An 18,342-nucleotide genomic window follows, 5' to 3' on the forward strand; every position below is an offset into this window, starting at 1 on the left:
TGAACCATTAAAAAAGACTAACAAGGCATGCCATGGCGCATGACCTTTGGGGGAAGCATGGATTTTTGGACCGCCATTCAGGCATTGATTCTTGGCGTAGTGGAGGGGCTGACCGAGTTCCTGCCGATCTCCAGCACCGGCCACCAGATCATCGTCGCCGATTTGCTCGACTTCGGCGGCGAGCGTGCGATGGCGTTCAACATCATTATCCAGCTTGGCGCCATTTTGGCAGTGGTCTGGGAGTTCCGGCGCAAGATCCTCGACGTCGTGACGGGCTTGCCCACGCAGCGCAATGCCCAGCGTTTCACCGTTAACCTGTTGATCGCGTTCCTGCCGGCCGTGGTGCTGGGGGTGATCTTCGCCGACCTGATCCATCATTACCTGTTTAACCCGATCACTGTGGCCACGGCCCTGGTGGTGGGCGGCATCATCATGCTGTGGGCCGAGCGCCGTGAGCATGAAGTGCATGCTCAGACCGTCGACGACATCACCTGGAAAGACGCGCTCAAGGTGGGCTTTGCCCAGTGTCTGGCGATGATCCCGGGCACTTCGCGCTCCGGCTCGACCATCATTGGCGGCCTGCTGTTCGGCCTCTCGCGCAAGACCGCCACGGAGTTCTCGTTCTTCCTGGCCATGCCTACCATGGTCGGCGCGGCGGTGTACTCGGGCTATAAGTACCGTGACCTGTTCCAACCGGCGGACTTGCCGGTGTTCGCGGTGGGTTTTATCACCTCGTTCATCTTCGCGATGATCGCGGTCAAGGGCCTGCTCAAGTTCATCGCCAGCCATAGCTACGCGGCGTTTGCCTGGTACCGCATCGGGTTTGGCCTGCTGATTCTGGCCACCTGGCAGTTCGGTTGGATCGATTGGGCGGCAGCCAAGGCATGAACATCCAGCATCCGCGCCTGAAGGCCGCAATCTTTGCGCTGCTGTGCACGGCGCCGTTGTTGGGCTCGGTATTGGTGTGGCATCGCGGCGAAACCGTGATGCCGCTGCTGGCTTATGGCGTGGTCAGCGTGATCGCGTTTCTGCTGTACTGGAGCGACAAGCAAAAGGCCCGCACCGACCGTTGGCGCATCCCTGAAAACATCCTGCACGCCGTCGAACTGGCGGGCGGCTGGCCGGGGGCGCTGATCGCCCAGCAGGTGTTCCGGCACAAGACGCGCAAGGTGTCTTACCAGGTGCTGTTCTGGGTGATCGTGTTGCTGCACCAGGTGTTCTGGTTAGACCAGTTGTTCCTGGGCGGCACCGTGTTGTCAGTGCTCTAGCAACAACCCGATCTGCGTGCGTTTGGGCAGCTTGCCCACCACCAGTTGGTGGGAGCGTTGCAACAAACCACGCAGTTCTTCGGCGCCCAGCGGGTAGGGCGTGTTCATGATGATCCACTGCGCGCGAGCCAGGTACGGCGCGGGGTGGATGCCGGGGCGGTCCACATGGCCGAGGAACAGTTCTTTATCGACCTTGAACGCCAGCGACTCGCCGCGCAGGTTCTGCAACGCAAACATCTTGTTGCCGGCAATCGAGAACACGCGCACGCCGCCCCATTTATAGTCTTCCCGCGCGCCGGGCAGGCTGAGGCAGAACGCGGCGACCTGTTCTTCGGTCATCTTCATAGCAGTCGATCTCCGCAGCTTTTAAAGCCCTCTTCCAGGTAATCGATCCAGGCACGAATGGCCGGCAGCACGCCACGCCGGTGCGGGTACACGGCCTGTAACCAGCCGCCCGGCAATGACCAATGCGGCAGCAGTTGCACCAAGCGGCCACTGGCCAGTTCCTCTTCGCAATACATCAGCGGCAGCACGGTAAACCCCAACCCCATGATGGCGCTGGCCTTGCGCACATTGAAATCATCGATGCCCAGGCGCGGTTCCATCACCAGGTCGTGGGGATTGCCCTGAGGGTCGAGCAGGCGCTGGTGCACCATGCGGTCGGCCTCCAGTGCGCCGAGTATCGGCAGTTGCTTGAGGTCGTCGAGGGTATTGATCTGTTTGCCGAGCAGGAACCCCGGGCTGGCCACCAAAGCAGTCTGGGCAGGGCGCAGGCGCTTGGTCACCAGCAGTGGGTCCTCGTCACCCAGCTCGCGCACACGCAAAGCAACGTCGATGCCTTCGGCCACCAGGTCGACCCGGCGGTTGACCAGGGTCATTTCCAACTGAACCTGAGGGTAAGCCGCTAAAAAACCTGCGACCACATCCGGCATGAAGTTTTGTGCCAACCCCACCGGGCACGTCACCCGTAAACGCCCACGGGGTTCACTGGACATACTGGCCACGGCCTCGTCGGCCATCTCGGCCTCCAGCAGCATGGCCTGGCAATGGCGCAGGTAGCGTTCACCGACGGCGGTGAGGGTCAATTGGCGGGTGGTGCGTTGCAACAGGCGCGCGCCCAGGCGCTCTTCCAGCTCGGCGATGCGCCGCGACAGCCGCGACTTGGGAATGCCCATCAGACGCCCGGCAGCGGCAAAACCGCCGGCCTCGACGACTTTGGCGAAATAGTAAAGGTCATTGAGGTCTTGCATGGTCGGCCTATTGTCCTGTCAGTGGGACAAACTATCGCATTTAAGGCGTCTTATCGACCATTGGTTTCATGCGTAGCATCACCGCCATCAGATCGCCCTCGTCGATCCCACCTCGGAGATCCACCATGAAACTGTTGCACATCGATTCCAGCATCCTCGGCGACAACTCGGCTTCCCGTCAGCTCAGCGCTGGTGTTGTGAAAGCCTGGCAAGCGGCTGAGCCGAATGTGGAAGTCACCTATCGCGACCTGGCCAGCGATGCGATCAACCACTTCTCCGGCGCTACCCTGGGTGCATTGGGCACGGCCGCTGAACTGCGTGACGCGGCGCAAAAGCATGAGGCGCAGCTGAGTGCGACGTCCCTGGCTGAATTCCTTGCGGCCGATGCCATCGTTGTCGGTGCACCGATGTACAACTTCACCATCCCGACCCAACTCAAAGCCTGGATCGACCGCATCGCGGTCGCCGGCCAGACCTTTCGTTACACCGAAGCGGGCCCGGAAGGGCTGTGCGGTAACAAGAAGGTGATCATTGTCTCCACCGCCGGTGGCATGCACGCCGGTCAAGCGTCCGGCGCGGCCCATGAAGGCTACCTGAAATTGCTGTTTGGCTTCCTTGGCATCACCGATATCGAAATCGTGCGCGCCGAAGGGTTGGCCTATGGTGATGAAGTGCGCAGCAAAGCCATGGACGACGCCAACGTATTGATTAGCGAACAATTGTTCACCGCTGCGTAAGGCTTATGTAAATTTCAGCTGTTCTCTGTTTCATTCTGAAACCGGGCGCCTAAACTCTGTATTCTGCTCGCCTGAACGCGATCGGAGTACGGAGTTTTTTCGTTTCCCCGCTGTCTGCTCTGATGTGGCCCAGGTTGTGCAAGCATGGGTTCAATACCTGGACTTCTCATTCGACATGTCGGTTCTCACGCAGCAAAGGTGGACGTCCCCATGATGCGTCTTTGGGCTGTTATGGTTCTTTCCCTGCTCGGCAGCCTGGTTTCAGTGCACGCCGCGCCCGCGCCGCCCCCCCATTGGAGCGTGGGTTTTCATCGCATGAGTTTTCTCGACCCGCTGGATCTGCAGCCGATGAAGGCCATCGCGTTCTACCCGTCCACCGACACCGAGCACGCTACGCAACTGGGCCCCTATCACGTTGCCGCCAGCGAAGACGCCAAGATCGCCATCGGGCGGTTCCCGATGCTGATGCTGTCCCACGGCAACACCGGCACGCCCCTGGCGTTGCATGACCTGGCCACATCCCTGGCGCGCAAAGGCTTTGTGGTGGTGGCGGTGTTGCACCCTGGCGACAACTACAAGGACCACAGCCGCCTGGGCACCGTGAGTAACCTGTACGGTCGGCCGATTCAGATTTCCGAAGCGATCACCGCCACTCTGGCCGACCCGATGCTGTCGCCGTTCGTTGACATCGACCAAGTGGGGGTGATCGGCTATTCCGCCGGCGGCGAGACCGCATTGATTCTGGCGGGCGCCAAGCCGGATTTCGATCGCCTGCGTCGCTACTGCCAGGAACGCCCGGAAGACCGCGACGCGTGCACCACCAAAGGCGAGCTGGTGGTGGACCGTGATGACTTGCAGCCGCAATCGGACCCCCGCATTCATGCACTGATGTTGATGGCGCCGCTGAGCCTGATGTTCGGTCGGCATACCCTGGCCGACGTGCACGTGCCGGTGCTGCTCTACAGTGGCGATGGCGACAAACTGGTGGCCGTGGACAAAAACGCCGCAGCCCTTGCGCGCAAACTGCCGCAGCCGCCTGATTTCAAACTGCTGGCCGGGGCTGGGCACTTTGTGTTCATGGCGCCGTGCGACAGTGACCAATTGGCCGCGATGCCGGCGCTTTGCACCGATGCCGACGGCGTCGACCGCGAAGGCATTCACCGCGACCTGGTCTCCGAAGCCGGGCGCTTTTTCGCTCACGCCCTCAGCGAACCTTCCCGCGCCGGCCTGCAGACGGCCGATCAGTAAGCCTGGCGTTTGAGCAGCAAGGTCAGGCCCAGGCCTGTGAGCGACAACAGGGCCGCGCAAAAGAAGATCCAGCCGTAACCGAGGTTCAGCGCCACAAACCCCATCAACGGCCCTGCAATCGCGAGGGCCAAGTCGAAGAACACCGCGTACGCACTCAAACCGGCCCCACGGCTGCTGTTGGGCACTTGCTTGATGGCTTCTACGCCCAGCGCCGGGTACACCAGCGACAAACCAAAGCCGGTCAGCCCGGCGCCGATCAAGGCCACGCCGGTGGTGGGCGCCAGCCAGAGCAGCGCCAAGCCCAGGGTCTCGATCACCATGCAGCCGATGGCCGCGCGAAAGCCACCGAAGCGGCTGATGGCCGAGATAAACACCAGCCGCGCCAGAATAAAACACGCGCCAAACACCGTGAGGCAGTACGCCGCGCCGGCCCAGCCGCGACTGAGGTAATAAAGGGTGATAAAGGTGGTGAGGGTGCCGTAGCCGATCGAGGCCAGGCACAGGCTGGCGCCAAACGGCGCGATACGCCCGAACACCGCCCGGAACGGCAGGCGTTCGCCGCGCACCACGGGCACCGACGGCTTGTTGCGGATCAGCACCAGGCCCAGCCCGGCGAGCACCGCCAGGGCAATGCCCAAGCTGTCGTAGCCATAGTCGGCGACCATCACCACGCCCAGCGGTGCGCCGATCGCGATCGCGCCATAGGAGGCGATGCCATTCCAGGAGATCGAGCGCGCGGTATGCTCGGCACCCACCTGGCCCATGCACCAACTGATGGTGCCCACGCCGATCAAGCCTTGGGCCACGCCGAGCAGCAGCCGGGCGCCGATCAGAACCCCCAGGCTCACCGTGGGCCAGCTCTGCAGCAGGGTCGCGAAAAACGTCAGCACGCCGCTCACCAAAATGCCGGCCAGCCCCATCACGATCGCGCGTTTGGTACCGACGTTGTCCGACATGCGCCCGGCCATCGGGCGACTGAGCAGGGTCGCCAGGTATTGCGAGCCGATGGTGATCCCGGCCACGATCGCGCTGAACCCCAGTTGCTCGTGAACAAAGCCTGGTATGACCGCAATCGGCAGACCGATGCAGATGAAGGCGATGAACGTATAGAACACGATGGAGACAATCTGCAGGGTGATCGACAGGGAGGAGGGGGCGGCGGTCGACATGGGCACTTATTCGCGGGCGGGCGGTGAGGGCATCATGGCAAGGGCCTGGGAGAAAAGGAAGCTGGCTAACGACCTTTAAAACCTTCTGCGTGGGGGAAGGTATCTGCCTGCACATGCAAAAAGCCCCGTCACGCTGGACGGGGCTTTTGCGTGGTGCGGGCGCTGTTTAGAACACGACGCCCTGGCTACGCAGGTAATCGTCGTAGGTGCCGCTGAAGTCGATCACGCCATCGGCGCTCAACTCGATGATGCGTGTGGCCAGGGACGATACGAACTCACGGTCGTGGCTGACGAAGATCAGCGTGCCCGGGTAGTTCTCCAGCGCCAGGTTGAGGGCTTCGATGGATTCCATGTCCAAGTGGTTGGTCGGTTCGTCCATGATCAACACGTTCGGCTTTTGCAGGATCAGCTTGCCGAACAGCATGCGCCCTTGCTCACCACCGGAGATCACTTTGACGGACTTCTGGATCTCGTCGTTGGAGAACAGCATGCGGCCGAGGGTGCCACGGATCACTTGCTCGCCTTGGGCCCACTGGCCCATCCAGTCGAACAGGGTGACGTCGTCTTCGAAGTCGTGGGCGTGGTCCTGGGCGTAGTAGCCCAGTTCCGCGGCGTCGGTCCACTTCACGCTACCGGCATCCGGGGTCAGTTCGTTGACCAGGGTGCGCAGCAGGGTGGTTTTGCCGATGCCGTTCGGGCCGATGATCGCCACGCGTTCGCCGGCTTCAACCTGGAAGCTGAAGTCCTTGAACAGCGTCTTGCCGTCGAAGCCTTTGGCCATGCGTTCGACGATGACTGCCTGGCGGTGCAGCTTCTTGGTTTGCTCGAAGCGGATGAACGGGCTCACGCGGCTCGAAGGCTTGACCTCGGCCAGTTGGATCTTGTCGATCGCTTTGGCGCGGGACGTGGCCTGCTTGGCTTTCGAGGCGTTGGCCGAGAAGCGGCTGACGAAGGATTGCAGCTCGGAGATCTGCGCCTTCTTCTTGGCGTTGTCCGACAGCAGTTGCTCGCGGGACTGGGTCGCCACGGTCATGTATTCGTCGTAGTTGCCCGGGAACAGGCGCAGCTCGCCGTAGTCCAGGTCAGCCATGTGGGTGCACACGCTGTTCAGGAAGTGACGGTCGTGAGAGATGATGATCATCAGGCTGTTACGCTGGGTCAGCACGTTTTCCAGCCAGCGAATGGTGTTGATGTCCAGGTGGTTCGTCGGTTCGTCGAGCAGCAACACTTCCGGGTCCGAGAACAGAGCCTGGGCGAGCAAGACACGCAGCTTCCAGCCTGGGGACACTTCACTCATCGGGCCGAAGTGCTGCTCGATGCCGATACCCAGGCCCAGCAGCAATTCACCGGCACGGGATTCGGCGGTGTAGCCGTCCATTTCAGCGAACTCGGTTTCCAGCTCCGCTACGGCCATGCCGTCTTCTTCGCTCATTTCCGGCAGCGAATAGATGCGGTCGCGCTCGGCCTTGACCTTCCACAGCTCTTCGTGACCCATGATCACGGTGTCGATCACGTTGAATTCTTCGTAGGCGAACTGATCCTGGCGCAGTTTACCCAGGCGCACGTTCGGCTCGAGCATGACTTGGCCGCCGGACGGATCAAGGTCGCCGCCGAGGATTTTCATGAAGGTCGACTTGCCGCAACCGTTGGCACCGATCAAACCATAACGGTTGCCGGCGCCGAACTTGACCGAGACGTTCTCGAAGAGCGGCTTGGCGCCAAACTGCATGGTGATGTTAGCTGTGGAGATCAATTACTTTACCTATCAATGGGTTGCGAGCGTGGCAGCAGGCGCCGTCAGGCATGCATCAACAGCGACATCAAGGTGCGAAACCCGGTCGCTGAGCAAAAAATGGGGATGTGTGTTGGAATTTGGCGCGCATTGTCGCATATGTAGCGCGACAGTTGTATGGCGGACGAAAGATGGCCGGCGAGGGCCTGGGGGGACGCCGGGCGGCAGCGCTATACCTGTCGCTGCACCCCGGCGCTCATTTGTCACCCACGCAGGTCAAGCCACCGTTGCATCCCCCACGAAAGAAGGTTTAGCCAAGGTCTCCGGCATCGCCAGCCATAACAGCGCCAATGCGACGGCCGCTACGCCCGCCAGGGTCATAAACGCGGCGTTGTAACCGGCTTGTTGCACCACGAACCCGGCCAGGCTGCTGCTCAGCGCGGCGCCCAGACCAAACACTGTGGACAATGCCCCGAGGCTGACGTTGAAGCGACCAGTGCCCTGGGTGAGATCCTTGACGATCACCGGGAACAACGCGCCGAAGATCCCAGCGCCAACGCCGTCGAGCAGTTGTACCGCCACCAGCCAGTAAGGGTCGTTGGACAGGGTGTACAGAACGCCGCGTACCGGCAAAATCATGAACCCCAGCAGCAACAACGGTTTGCGCCCCCACAGATCGGCTTTGAGGCCCACCATCCAGGCCACCGGCACCATCACCAGTTGCGCGGCGACGATGCACGCCGAGGTCAATGGCGTGGCCATCTGCAGGTTGATCTGCGAGAGCTTCTGGCTGACCAGCGGCAACATCGCGGCGTTGGCCAAGTGAAACAACGCGCAGCAAATGGCAAACAGCAGCAGTGGACGGTTCGCCAACAACACCTTGATGCCGGACGGCTGTTCATCTTCGGTGTGATGGGCCGGGTCGAAGCCGCGGGCGACGTCATGGTCTATCGCAGCAGCCGATACGCAACTGATCGCGACGACGCTGGCCACGGCCATAAAGGCCATCAGGTAAAACACCACCACAGGACCGAACAGGTACGCCAGGCCACCCGCCAGCAACGCGGCCACCGCATTGCCTGCGTGGTTGAAGGTTTCGTTGCGCCCGGTGCGGCGGGTAAAGGCGCGCGGCCCGGTGATCCCCAGGGAAATCGCGGAAATCGCCGGGGCGAACACCGAGGCGGCAATGGCGCTGGCGGCCTGGGTTAATGCCACCCAACCGAACGAGCTGACAAACGGCAGTACCAGGCAACTGGCCGTCACCAGCAGCGCCGCCAAGGCGATCACGGCTCGCTTGCTGCGCGTGCGGTCAATCAACGCGCCTGCCGGGCCCTGTGCGACCAAGGCGGCGATGCCGGCCAGGGTCATCACCACGCCGATGCTGGCAGGGTCCCATTGGTGCACGGCCAGCAGGTAAATGGCGAGGTAGGGGCCGAGGCCGTCGCGGACATCGGCCAGGAAGAAATTCAGACTGTCCAGAGACAGCGTATTACGCGGGTCGGAGTGTGTGGCCACGGCGAGATCTTCGGCGAATGCGTTCAGGAGCTGAACAGTCAATGGCTAAATGACCTATTGACCACGCGTTAAGTTTCGCACGGTCCCCGGGGTTTTATTCCGAGGGCACTTGGCTTACTTTCTGAACTTCGCTGTTATCACTTCTGGAGATGCAAATGGACATGCCCTCAGCCCAGCAGGCAATCGCGTGTAACAAGGACGCCTGGGACCAATCCGCCGATCTGCATAAAACCACCGACACCTGGAGCGCGCTGCTCAGAGCGGTCGCAAATCCTGGGTTTTCCTGCCTGGACCCCACCCTTACAGGTGTGCTGCAAGACATCGGCGTCGCCGGCAAGGACGTGGTGCAGTTGTGCTGCAACAACGGCCGGGAGAGTTTGTCGCTGCTGGGGCTCGGCGCACGCTCAGTGGTGGGGGTCGACCAATCTCGGGCGTTTCTTCAGCAGGCCAATGAGCTGGCTGAACGTTCGCCCTACCAGCCGGAATTTATCGAGAGCGATATCCATCAGTTGCCGGAACGCTTGCAGGGGCGCTTCGACATTGCCTTGGTGACTATAGGTGTACTTGGCTGGATGCCGGACGTCGCGCTGTTCATGCAGCATGTCGCCAGTTGCTTGAAACCCGGTGGCAGCCTGGTGATGTATGAAACCCACCCGTTCCTTGAGGTGTTCGACCCAAGGGCGCAGAACCCGTTCTTGCCCGCGAGCTCCTATTTTCAGCGCGAGCCGTTTGTGCTCCAGGAGGCCATTGTTTATGAGGGGCAGGCCGAGGTGGCCGGCCCGACATCCTATTGGTTTGTGCATACCCTGGGTGATGTGGTCAGCGCGGCGATCTGCGCCGATCTGCAGATCAGCCATCTGCAAGAGTATGCGCACTCCAATCGCGAGGAACTCTACGATCAATACGAGCATCAGCCGGCGCAATTGCCCCTGTGCTTCACCCTCACGGCCATCAAACAGAGCGCCTGAAACCGGTTTGCGCCGGTTAAAAAAAAGCCCGCAAGGATAGGCGGGCTAAGGGGATTCACTGGAGTAGGTAGGTGTCACCCTATCGCTCCACAAGTGAAGGCCTTGTGAAAAGGGTGTCGATGCTTCGGATGGCGCATGGCTCGTTAACGTCTTACGAATGTGCGCATGGTTTGGCCGGGTCCGGTACTGAACGAGACGGGCCGCGGCATACCTTCATCTGCTGCAATAAACACAAACGTATCCTCGTCAAGGTGATAGCTGGCGGGCAGGTGCTTGCCCGCATCCTCCCCAATGGCGTCCACCCAGGTAATGCGCTTGGGCACGGTGGTGCTGTCCAGGAAAAAACGGCCAGCCAATAACACTTCGCCGTTGACCGTTTTTACCTCGAAGCGGTCGCCGCAAATGCTGGTGATCGCACCGGGGGCGCTGTGGGCATCCGTGGGGTTGAGCACGCCACTGTCTTCGAGTGAGGTTTGCTCCCAGGCACCTTGGAGGGCGAGATAATCCGGATCGGAAATGGATGACATGCAACTTCCTTTTTGCTGAAGGGTCAATCGTTGGTATTTAGGGAAAGTCTGGCGTTTTGAGTCGTCTGAAATTTACCTGAATGTAGGATTTTTCCTAAATTTTTCGTTTTTCTGAATTTTTTCCCTTTAAACATAAGCAATTAGTAATACTTGAGCGGTCGTTGGGTAACGTCTTGTAACGAACCGTCTATGCTCTGTGTGTCTATCAGCCATGGCATCCGTGTAACTGAAGTGAAACATTTAGCTGCTTAGGTGTGATTGCTCAGTGAGACGAGGGGTCGTTGCTAACCGCGGGTCACGCATGCCGTGCGCCTGGACGCTGCCCCCTGTTTATTCAGTTGTTATCCAGGTCTGTGTGGTCGGGCACGGAATTTCAACTCATCAGGGTGTAATCGCTTTGAACAATGCTCCTCAGCTGAATCGCCATTTGCCGGCGGACGAGATCGATCTATTTGAGTTGTTTCAAGCTGTCTGGAACCAAAAAAAATGGGTGATCGGTTGCACGATCCTGGCTGGCCTGCTGGGCCTTGGTTACGTGCTTCTGACCCCCAGGGTGTATCAGGTCAGCAGCGTGCTGCGGCCTGCCGCGATCAATGAGTTGGACGCGCTCAACCGTTCCGAAGTCTACAAGCTGCCGCCCGGCGAGGCGTTGGCCAAAGTCGGTGCTCAGTTGGACTCCTATGAGGCCCGGATGGGCTTTTTCAAGGCCAACCCAGCGTTGTTCGAAGCCTTCCAGCGCCCTGGGCAAAGCCTCGAACAGAGCTTTGATGACTTCAACCGCAACTCAATCAAAGTGGTGTTGCCGGACCCGAAGCGGTCCGAGTCACCCGATAGCTACTTGCGCCTGGAGATGCAGTACCCCGCGAATGTCGATGGCGCGGCGATCCTCAACGGTTTTGTTGACTATGCCATCGTGTTGCAGCGCGCTCAGGTGGGAGCGGACCTCAAAGTGATCGTCAATAACCGTCTTAACGAACTCAAGGGCAAGATTGACGCCGCCCGTGGCAACTACGAGACGAACAAAGAGTCAAAAATAGCCAGGCTGCTGGAGACTGACAGCGTCAAGCGCGCTAGGCTGCAGGACGAGCTCACCGCGCTGCGTGTGCAGATGAAAGTCGAGCGCGCCAACCGTCTCGCGGAGTTGGCGGAAGCGATCACGATTGCAAAGTCCATCGGCATCAAGGGGCCTACCACACCGGCTGCGATCGGCGCTGATACGTTTCGTGGCGCCAACCAAGTACTGCAAGTGAGTAACCAGCAAGTTCCCCTGTACTTTATGGGCTCCGACGTTCTTGAAGCGGAGCGGGCAGCCTTACAGCGGCGAACCAACGACGATTTCACCCACCCGCGTGTGGCGGAGATCGGCAAAGAGCTGCGCATGCTGGAGGTCAATCGCGAAGTGGAGGTGCTCAATAGCCGCAAGAATGAAGATGTGTTCCTGCAGGACGTCGAACCGTTACGGGCTGAAGAGGCCCGTTTGCGGGCACTCAATATCGACATGAGCGCCCTGAAACTGGTGACCGTTGACCAGCCTGCACAGGAACCGTTGGCGCCGATCAAGCCGAAAAAGGTCTTGATCATTGCCTTGAGCCTGGTGGGCGGCTTGATGCTTGGTGTGTTGCTGGCGTTGATTCGCCATTTCGTGCGGCTACGCCGTGAAAATGGGCCGTTTTCGCTGATCGACGATCGTCCTGCACCACAGCGGTAGGCCGGGCCAGAGCCCTCGCAGACCCATTACCCGCCGAGCGCGCCTCAGTGCGCGCTCAACACAATCAGTAGACAGCTTTTCACAATTCTTGATTAACTTTTGGTTACAAACTGTGGCTAAATAACTGCCAATGGTCACGAACCGGCTGTCAGGCAGCCGTTCGTGACGGCGGTGTGAATTGTGATTTCAGGTGCTGCATTCCATCCTCGGCCGTCGTGGGCACGCGGGAGCAGCCTGTTCTCTTCTGACGTGTGACGAAATCCCTTGAAACTCATCATTGTTGCTCTCTACCTTGCCTCCATTGCGTATGTTCACCTGCGTGGCCGGGTGCGACACACGCTGGGCCGGCAACTCAGCGATCATTCGACGTTCCTGGCGCCGATCAACTGCTTCCTCTATCTGTTTTCCAAACTGCCTGGCCGGCCCTATCTGTCGCCGGCTGACTTTCCGGACCTGAGCCCATTGCAAGAGCATTGGGAGGAAATCCGTCAGGAAGGCCAGAACCTGATGCAGGCCGGGGCGATCAAGCGCTCGGAGCAGTACAACGACGTGGGTTTCAACTCGTTTTTCAAGTCGGGCTGGAAGCGTTTCTACCTTAAGTGGTATGGCGACAGCCACCCGTCTGCCATGAAGTTGTGCCCGCGGACCACGCAGTTGGTGCAAAGCATCGGTTCGATCAAGGCGGCGATGTTCGCCGAGTTGCCGCCCGGCTCCAGGCTGGTACGCCATCGCGATCCGTACGCCGGGTCCTACCGCTATCACCTGGGCCTGGATACCCCGAATGATCCCGGCTGTTACATCAACGTGGACGGCGAAAACTACTACTGGCGTGACGGTGAGCCGATAATGTTCGACGAGACCTACATCCACTTCGCCGAGAACACCACACAGCACAACCGGATCATTCTGTTTTGCGACGTCGAACGTCCGATGAAATACCGCTGGGCGGCAGCCTTCAATCGCTGGTTCAGCCGCACCGTCATGGCTGCCGCTGGATCGCCCAACGATGAGGGCGACAGGACCGGCGCGCTTAACCGTGCGTTTACCCGTCTGTACAAGATTCGCTTGCGCGGTAAAGAACTCAAGAAGCGCAACCGCACCCGTTACTACCTGGAGAAATGGGCGATTTTTGCCGCGCTGGCGCTGATCTTCGTGTTGATCTAAAGGCGGCTGGGGCGCCGCTCATTGCGCAGGTTGCGCGCCCAGCTTGTCCCACATTTTTTTGCTGATCTTCTGCCGATGGGCATAACCGGCCCACGGGTCGTCCTTGAGCCGCTGCAAGCGTTGCTGCAGGTTGGCCACCGTCCACTGCTGCGCGCCGCGCAACCCCTTCAACTCCTCGCGGCTGATCGGTACCGACACCGGCAGCCCTGGCCGTGCGCGCACCGAATAGGCGGCCACGGTACTGGCGCCGCGGGCATTGCGCAGGTAATCGATAAAAATTTTACCGACCCGGTTTTTCGGCCCGGACGTGGCGGTGAAGCGTTCGGGCAGTTGCTGCGTCATGAACTGCGCGATGGCTTTGGCGAAGGCTTTTACCGTGTCCCAGTCATCGCGCCGCGCCAGTGGCACCACCAGATGCAAGCCTTTACCGCCGCTGGTCTTGACGAACGCCTCAAGCCCCAAGTCATCGAGTACCGATAAGGTGAGTTGAGCCGCCTCCAGCATGCTTTTCCAGGGCAGCGCCGGGTCCGGGTCGAGGTCGAGCACAAACAGGTCCGGGGTGTCGATCTTGTCGTACGTGGCCCCCCAGGTATGCAACTCGATGGTGCCCATCTGCACGGCGCCGAGCAGGGCCTGGGCGCTGCCGATTTCCATCAAGCGTGCGTGGCCGGGGTCGAGCGCCGGGTCCAGTTGAGTGATATGGGGAATGGACAGGCGCTCGGTGTGTTTCTGAAAGAACTGCTCGCCCTCGACGCCTTCGGGCGCCCTCAGCAGGGACACCGGTCGTTGGCGCAGAAAAGGCAGGATCCAGTCGCTGATGGCCTGGTAAAACTGCGCCAGCGCCTGCTTTTGCGTGCCGCTTTGTTTGTCGATGATTCGCTCGGGGTGCGTGATCGTCACACCACCGGTGGCTTTTTTTGTGGCTGGCGTGTTCAGGGACTTCGCTTTGCGCGGCTGCTCATGCACGATCTGCGCGGCGGGTTTGTCGGTGCGCATACTCACGAAAGCAGCCTGACGCACCACGCCTTCGCGGGTCCACTCGGCAAACTGCACCTCACCGACCAGTGTCGGCTCCACCCAATGCACACCGCGCGCCTGGGTGCTGGTCAGGGTTTTTTGCAGGGGCGACGTCTCGCGTTCCAGCGTCCGGAGCTGCTTGTAGATACTGGCCAGGGACGCGTGGTCGAACCCCGTGCCCACGCGGCCGGCATACACCAGCCCGTTGTCGTCATTGACGGCCAGCAGCAACGCGCCAAACCCCGTGCGCGAGCCTTGGGGGCGGGTGTAGCCGACGATGACGAACTCCTGGCGCAAGCGACATTTGAGTTTTATCCAATCGGTACTGCGACTGGACACATAGGGGCTGCCCAGGCGTTTACCGATGACGCCTTCCAGGGCCAGGTCGCAGGCGCTTTCAAAGATGTCGCGATGATGCGCCGCGAAGGCTTCAGAAAAGCGCAGCAGCTTGCTTTTACTGGCGCTCAGCGCTGCCTTGAGCGCCGCGCGGCGTTCTTCGACAGGCCTCTGGCGCATGTCCTGGCCCTTCAGAAACGGCGCGTCAAACACGTAATAAACGATGTCCAGGCTGCGGCCGATGTCGAACGCACTTTGCAGCGCCTGGAAATCCGGCAAGCCCTCGCCGTTGAGGCTGACCACTTCGCCATCGAGCCAACTGTCCTTGAGTTTGAGCGCTTGCAGCGCCTTTGCCTGGCGCGGCAAGCGCTCGGTCCAGTCGTGGCCGTTGCGGGTAAACAGGCGCACCTCGCCGTCGCGAATGCGCGCCAGCATGCGGTAACCGTCGAACTTGATTTCATATTGCCAATCGCCTTCAGGAGGGCGGTCTACAAGGGTGGCCAATTGTGGGCTGAATTGCTCGGGGAGGGCGGTCGCGGCAGGCTTGGCCTTTGCCACCTTTGCGGCTTTCTTTCGCCCCTTTGGCGCGCCGATGGTGGCATCGCTGAGCACGCTGTCCGGTTGGGCCTGCACGATGTCATAGTCGTCGGCGGGGCGTGCCTGTTCGTCTTTTTCCTTGATCAGTAACCATTGTTCCTTGTCACCGCTGCCGTGCAAGCGTGTACGCACGAGCGCCCAGTCCCCCGCGAGTTTCTCGCCTACCAGGCTGAACTTGAGCTTGCCGGCGGCGTAGGCCTGATGAGGATCGTCGTGGGGTTGCCACACGCCTCGGTCCCAGACGATTACGTCACCGGCACCGTATTGGCCAGGCGGGATGCTGCCTTCGAAACTGCCATAGCTCAGCGGGTGGTCTTCCACATGCACCGCCAGGCGTTTCTGGCTGGGGTCCAGGCTCGGGCCTTTGGGCACGGCCCAGCTTTTGAGCACACCGTCGAGCTCCAGGCGAAAGTCGTAGTGCAGGTTGCGCGCGGCGTGTTTCTGGATCACGAACGACAGTGCTGACGCCTTATGCTTGCGGGCGGGCGCGCTGCCGGACGGTTCGGCGGTGATCTCGAAGTCACGTTTGCGGTTGTATTCGCTCAGGGGCTTGGCCATGGGTTTCTCCAGCATGCGACGGGCTCAAGAGGCCTTTTTGGTGGATTTTTTCGAGGCGGTTTTTTTCGCGGCGGGCTTGCCGGCCAGGCTGCGCTTGAGCAACTCGGTGAGGTCAATCACATCGGCCGACTTGCGCTCGTCGCTGCCTTCCTGGGATTCCACGTCTTCGATCTTGCCGGCTTTGGCCTTCTTGGCCACCAGGGCCATGATTTTGTCCTGGAAGGTGTCGCGGTAGTCATCGGGCTGCCAGTCGGCGCTCATGTCTTCCACCAGACGCTTGGCCATGTCCAACTCGCCTTTGGCCAGGCTGGGCTTGGTGACGTCGCTGCCCAGTTCCAGCTCATCCAGGCTGCGCACCTCGGCGGGCCAGCGCAGCATGACCAGCACCAGCGCAGATTCCAGCGGCATCAAGGCGGCCAAATGCTGTTTGGTGTGCAGCACCACATTGGCCAGGGCGACCTTGCGGGTTTTCTTGAGGGTTTCGCGCAGTAGCGCATAGACCTTGCCGCCGCGTTTATCCGGGGCCAGAAAGTAGGGGGTATCGATGTTCTGCAATGGGATCTGGTCACCGGCGACAAAGGCGATGATGTCGATGGTCTGGGTCGATTTGGGGTGCGCCGAGCGAATCTCGTCCTCGCTGAGCACCACGTAGCGGCCTTTCTCAAAGGCCACACCCTTGACGATGTTTTCTTTGGTGACTTCCTTGCCGGTGGTCTTGTTGATGCGTTTGTAGCCCACCGGGTCCATGGTGCGCTTGTCCAGCCAGTCAAAGTCGACGCCTTGTGCCGATGTCGCTGAGACCAGCGATACCGGGATATGAACCAAACCGAAGCTGATCGCGCCTTTCCAGATTGCCCGTGGCATATGTGCAATTCCTCAAGAAGTCCCAGTGTTCTGGTGACTCGAAGGCTGCGCGAAAAGTTTCCCCGGACGGATGCGCGGACAGATCGTGTTACACCTGCTGAGGAAGTATTTAGTTACCAACGCCGAACCCCTGGCGTAGCGTGTTATCGAAAGCACGTACTCCTCGCCGTGAGAGGCTTTGCCATGAACACCTGTATACGCCACGTGGCTGCGTTGATGCTGGGCCTGGCCCTGGGTCCATGCGCTCAGGCGCAGAACCTGCCTGGCAGTAACAACTCCAACAACGGAGCGATTCATCGCGCCAACCCCAATAGCATGCAGGGCACCCAGCCCAATGCGCCGGCAACGCGTGGCATTCAGACCGGGCCCACCCCGCGCACGCCGACCCTGGAAAACGGTGGTATCGGCAATCGCTATCCGCAGCGCAACGCCACCCCAAGCCGTCCGGCCACCGAGACCAAAGCCCCCACTTATGATGCCAACGGCAATCGCCGGTAAGGACTCGTCTTATGCTCCTACGCAAAACCCTGTTAGCAGCCCTCTGCGCAACGACCTTCAGCGCTGTGTATGCCGCCGATGCTCAGCAATTCCCCAGTGAACAAGGCAGCGTCACGGCCACGCCCATTGCCAAAGGCCTGGACCATCCGTGGGCGCTGGCGTTTTTGCCGGACAACGGTGGTTTCCTGGTCACCGAACGCCCCGGCCACCTGCGGTTTGTCAGCCCGGATGGCAAACTCTCGGCCCCGCTGACCGGGGTGCCCGAAGTCTGGGCCAAAGGGCAGGGCGGTTTGCTCGATGTGGTTCTGTCGCCTGACTTCAAGGAGGACCGCATGGTCTACCTGTCGTATGCCGAAGGCGGCGGCAAGGGCGGCACGGCCGGCACCGCAGTGGGCCGCGGTCGCCTGGCGACCGACCTCAGCGGCTTGACTGATTTCAAGGTGATCCTGCGCCAGGAGCCCAAGTTGTCTACCGGCAATCATTTTGGCTCACGCCTGGCGTTTGACCGCGATGGCTACCTGTTCGTGACGCTGGGAGAGAATAACGACCGGCCCACCGCCCAAGACCTGGACAAGTTGCAAGGCAAGGTCGTGCGGATTTTCCCCGACGGCCGTGTGCCGGATGACAACCCCTTCGTCGGCCAGCAGGGCGTACGCCCTGAAATCTGGTCCTATGGCCAGCGCAACCCCCAGGGCCTGGCGCTGAACCCCTGGAGCGGCACGATCTGGGAAAACGAACACGGGCCGCGCGGTGGCGATGAGGTCAATATCATCGAGCGCGGCAAAAACTACGGCTGGCCGCTGGCGACCCACGGCATCAACTATTCCCTGACGCCGATCCCCGAGGCCACGGGCAAGACCGCCGAAGGGACCGTCGCGCCGCACCATGTGTGGGAAAAATCACCGGCCATCAGTGGCATGGCCTTCTATGACGGTGACCGCTTCAAGGCGTGGCAGCACAACGTGTTTATCGGCGCGCTGTCCAGCCAGGAGCTGATCCGGCTGCAATTCGATGGGGACAAGGTCGTGCATGAGGAGCGCTTGCTCGGTGGCCTGAAAGCACGGATTCGCGATGTGCGGCAGGGGCCGGATGGCTATTTGTATGTGCTGACGGACGAGGATGACGGCGTGCTATATCGCGTCGGTTTGAATCAGGACTGAGGGTTGGGGCCGGTAAACCGGCCCCG

General features: G+C 60.7%; 17 protein-coding genes. 9 read left to right on the forward strand and 8 right to left on the reverse strand.

What is annotated here, in order from left to right; translation table 11 throughout:
• Window positions 1-57: 57 nt before the first annotated feature.
• Together KZX66_RS09900 and KZX66_RS09905 are read left to right on the forward strand one after the other, a co-directional pair.
• Window positions 58-888 carry an undecaprenyl-diphosphate phosphatase gene (locus KZX66_RS09900; protein WP_248078807.1) on the forward strand — a complete coding sequence of 277 codons (831 nt, stop codon included), beginning with the start codon at window positions 58-60 and terminating at the stop codon, window positions 886-888.
• A complete protein-coding gene (locus KZX66_RS09905) occupies window positions 885-1,268 on the forward strand; it encodes a DUF1294 domain-containing protein (protein WP_248078809.1) in 384 nt (127 codons plus the stop codon). Before KZX66_RS09900 ends, KZX66_RS09905 begins: the two co-directional genes overlap by 4 nt.
• Here KZX66_RS09905 and KZX66_RS09910 read toward each other — a convergent pair.
• Window positions 1,257-1,613: an MmcQ/YjbR family DNA-binding protein gene (locus tag KZX66_RS09910; RefSeq protein ID WP_248078811.1), complete on the reverse strand. Its 357-nt coding sequence runs from the start codon at window positions 1,611-1,613 to the stop codon at window positions 1,257-1,259. The genes KZX66_RS09905 and KZX66_RS09910 overlap by 12 nt on opposite strands.
• Entirely contained in the window at window positions 1,610-2,518 is a 909-nt protein-coding gene (locus KZX66_RS09915; RefSeq protein WP_248078813.1) for a LysR substrate-binding domain-containing protein, read from the reverse strand. The genes KZX66_RS09910 and KZX66_RS09915 overlap by 4 nt, the downstream gene beginning before the upstream one ends.
• A gap of 125 nt (window positions 2,519-2,643) precedes the next feature.
• On the opposite strand from KZX66_RS09915, the gene KZX66_RS09920 reads away from it, so the two are divergent.
• Together KZX66_RS09920 and KZX66_RS09925 are read left to right on the forward strand one after the other, a co-directional pair.
• Window positions 2,644-3,255 (forward strand): FMN-dependent NADH-azoreductase, encoded by a 612-nt coding sequence (locus KZX66_RS09920; protein ID WP_248078816.1) that lies wholly within the window; start codon window positions 2,644-2,646, stop codon window positions 3,253-3,255.
• A gap of 210 nt (window positions 3,256-3,465) precedes the next feature.
• Window positions 3,466-4,503, forward strand: coding sequence for a dienelactone hydrolase (locus KZX66_RS09925; protein WP_248078819.1), 1,038 nt, complete (start codon window positions 3,466-3,468; stop codon window positions 4,501-4,503).
• Here the strand turns inward: KZX66_RS09925 and KZX66_RS09930 are convergent.
• The 3 genes from KZX66_RS09930 to KZX66_RS09940 all read right to left on the reverse strand — a co-directional run bounded on the left by KZX66_RS09930 (window position 4,497) and on the right by KZX66_RS09940 (window position 8,919).
• The gene (locus KZX66_RS09930) at window positions 4,497-5,672 is read right to left on the reverse strand and encodes an MFS transporter (RefSeq protein WP_248078822.1); all 1,176 of its coding nucleotides are present in this window, start codon (window positions 5,670-5,672) and stop codon (window positions 4,497-4,499) included. The genes KZX66_RS09925 and KZX66_RS09930 overlap by 7 nt on opposite strands.
• 166 nt (window positions 5,673-5,838) lie before the next feature.
• Window positions 5,839-7,425 (reverse strand): ABC-F family ATPase, encoded by a 1,587-nt coding sequence (locus KZX66_RS09935; protein WP_248078825.1) that lies wholly within the window; start codon window positions 7,423-7,425, stop codon window positions 5,839-5,841.
• 255 nt (window positions 7,426-7,680) lie between these two features.
• Window positions 7,681-8,919 (reverse strand): MFS transporter, encoded by a 1,239-nt coding sequence (locus KZX66_RS09940; protein WP_248078828.1) that lies wholly within the window; start codon window positions 8,917-8,919, stop codon window positions 7,681-7,683.
• 155 nt (window positions 8,920-9,074) lie between these two features.
• Between KZX66_RS09940 and KZX66_RS09945 the strand changes: the two genes are divergently transcribed.
• On the forward strand, window positions 9,075-9,887 hold the full coding sequence (locus KZX66_RS09945; RefSeq protein ID WP_248078831.1) for a class I SAM-dependent methyltransferase: 813 nt from the start codon (window positions 9,075-9,077) through the stop codon (window positions 9,885-9,887).
• Between the two features lie 143 nt (window positions 9,888-10,030).
• On the opposite strand, the gene KZX66_RS09950 is transcribed toward KZX66_RS09945, so the two are convergent.
• Window positions 10,031-10,414 (reverse strand): TIGR03067 domain-containing protein, encoded by a 384-nt coding sequence (locus KZX66_RS09950; RefSeq protein WP_248078834.1) that lies wholly within the window; start codon window positions 10,412-10,414, stop codon window positions 10,031-10,033.
• Window positions 10,415-10,811: 397 nt separating this feature from the next.
• On the opposite strand from KZX66_RS09950, the gene KZX66_RS09955 reads away from it, so the two are divergent.
• Together KZX66_RS09955 and lpxO are read left to right on the forward strand one after the other, a co-directional pair.
• The gene (locus KZX66_RS09955; RefSeq protein WP_248078838.1) at window positions 10,812-12,122 is read left to right on the forward strand and encodes a Wzz/FepE/Etk N-terminal domain-containing protein; all 1,311 of its coding nucleotides are present in this window, start codon (window positions 10,812-10,814) and stop codon (window positions 12,120-12,122) included.
• A 264-nt stretch (window positions 12,123-12,386) separates the two neighbouring features.
• Window positions 12,387-13,286, forward strand: a complete 900-nt coding sequence (lpxO, locus tag KZX66_RS09960; protein ID WP_248078840.1) for a lipid A hydroxylase LpxO — start codon at window positions 12,387-12,389, stop codon at window positions 13,284-13,286.
• A gap of 18 nt (window positions 13,287-13,304) precedes the next feature.
• On the opposite strand, the gene ligD is transcribed toward lpxO, so the two are convergent.
• On the reverse strand, window positions 13,305-15,794 hold the full coding sequence (ligD, locus tag KZX66_RS09965; RefSeq protein WP_248078842.1) for a DNA ligase D: 2,490 nt from the start codon (window positions 15,792-15,794) through the stop codon (window positions 13,305-13,307).
• 24 nt (window positions 15,795-15,818) lie between these two features.
• Window positions 15,819-16,658 (reverse strand): Ku protein, encoded by an 840-nt coding sequence (locus tag KZX66_RS09970; protein WP_248078845.1) that lies wholly within the window; start codon window positions 16,656-16,658, stop codon window positions 15,819-15,821.
• A gap of 183 nt (window positions 16,659-16,841) precedes the next feature.
• On the opposite strand from KZX66_RS09970, the gene KZX66_RS09975 reads away from it, so the two are divergent.
• Together KZX66_RS09975 and KZX66_RS09980 are read left to right on the forward strand one after the other, a co-directional pair.
• Window positions 16,842-17,156, forward strand: a complete 315-nt coding sequence (locus KZX66_RS09975) for a hypothetical protein (RefSeq protein ID WP_248078849.1) — start codon at window positions 16,842-16,844, stop codon at window positions 17,154-17,156.
• An 11-nt stretch (window positions 17,157-17,167) separates the two neighbouring features.
• Window positions 17,168-18,316 (forward strand): PQQ-dependent sugar dehydrogenase, encoded by a 1,149-nt coding sequence (locus KZX66_RS09980; RefSeq protein WP_248078850.1) that lies wholly within the window; start codon window positions 17,168-17,170, stop codon window positions 18,314-18,316.
• Window positions 18,317-18,342: the final 26 nt, after the last annotated feature.

The sequence above is a fragment of the Pseudomonas sp. EYE_354 genome (assembly GCF_023148575.1).
Taxonomy (GTDB): Bacteria; Pseudomonadota; Gammaproteobacteria; order Pseudomonadales; family Pseudomonadaceae; genus Aquipseudomonas.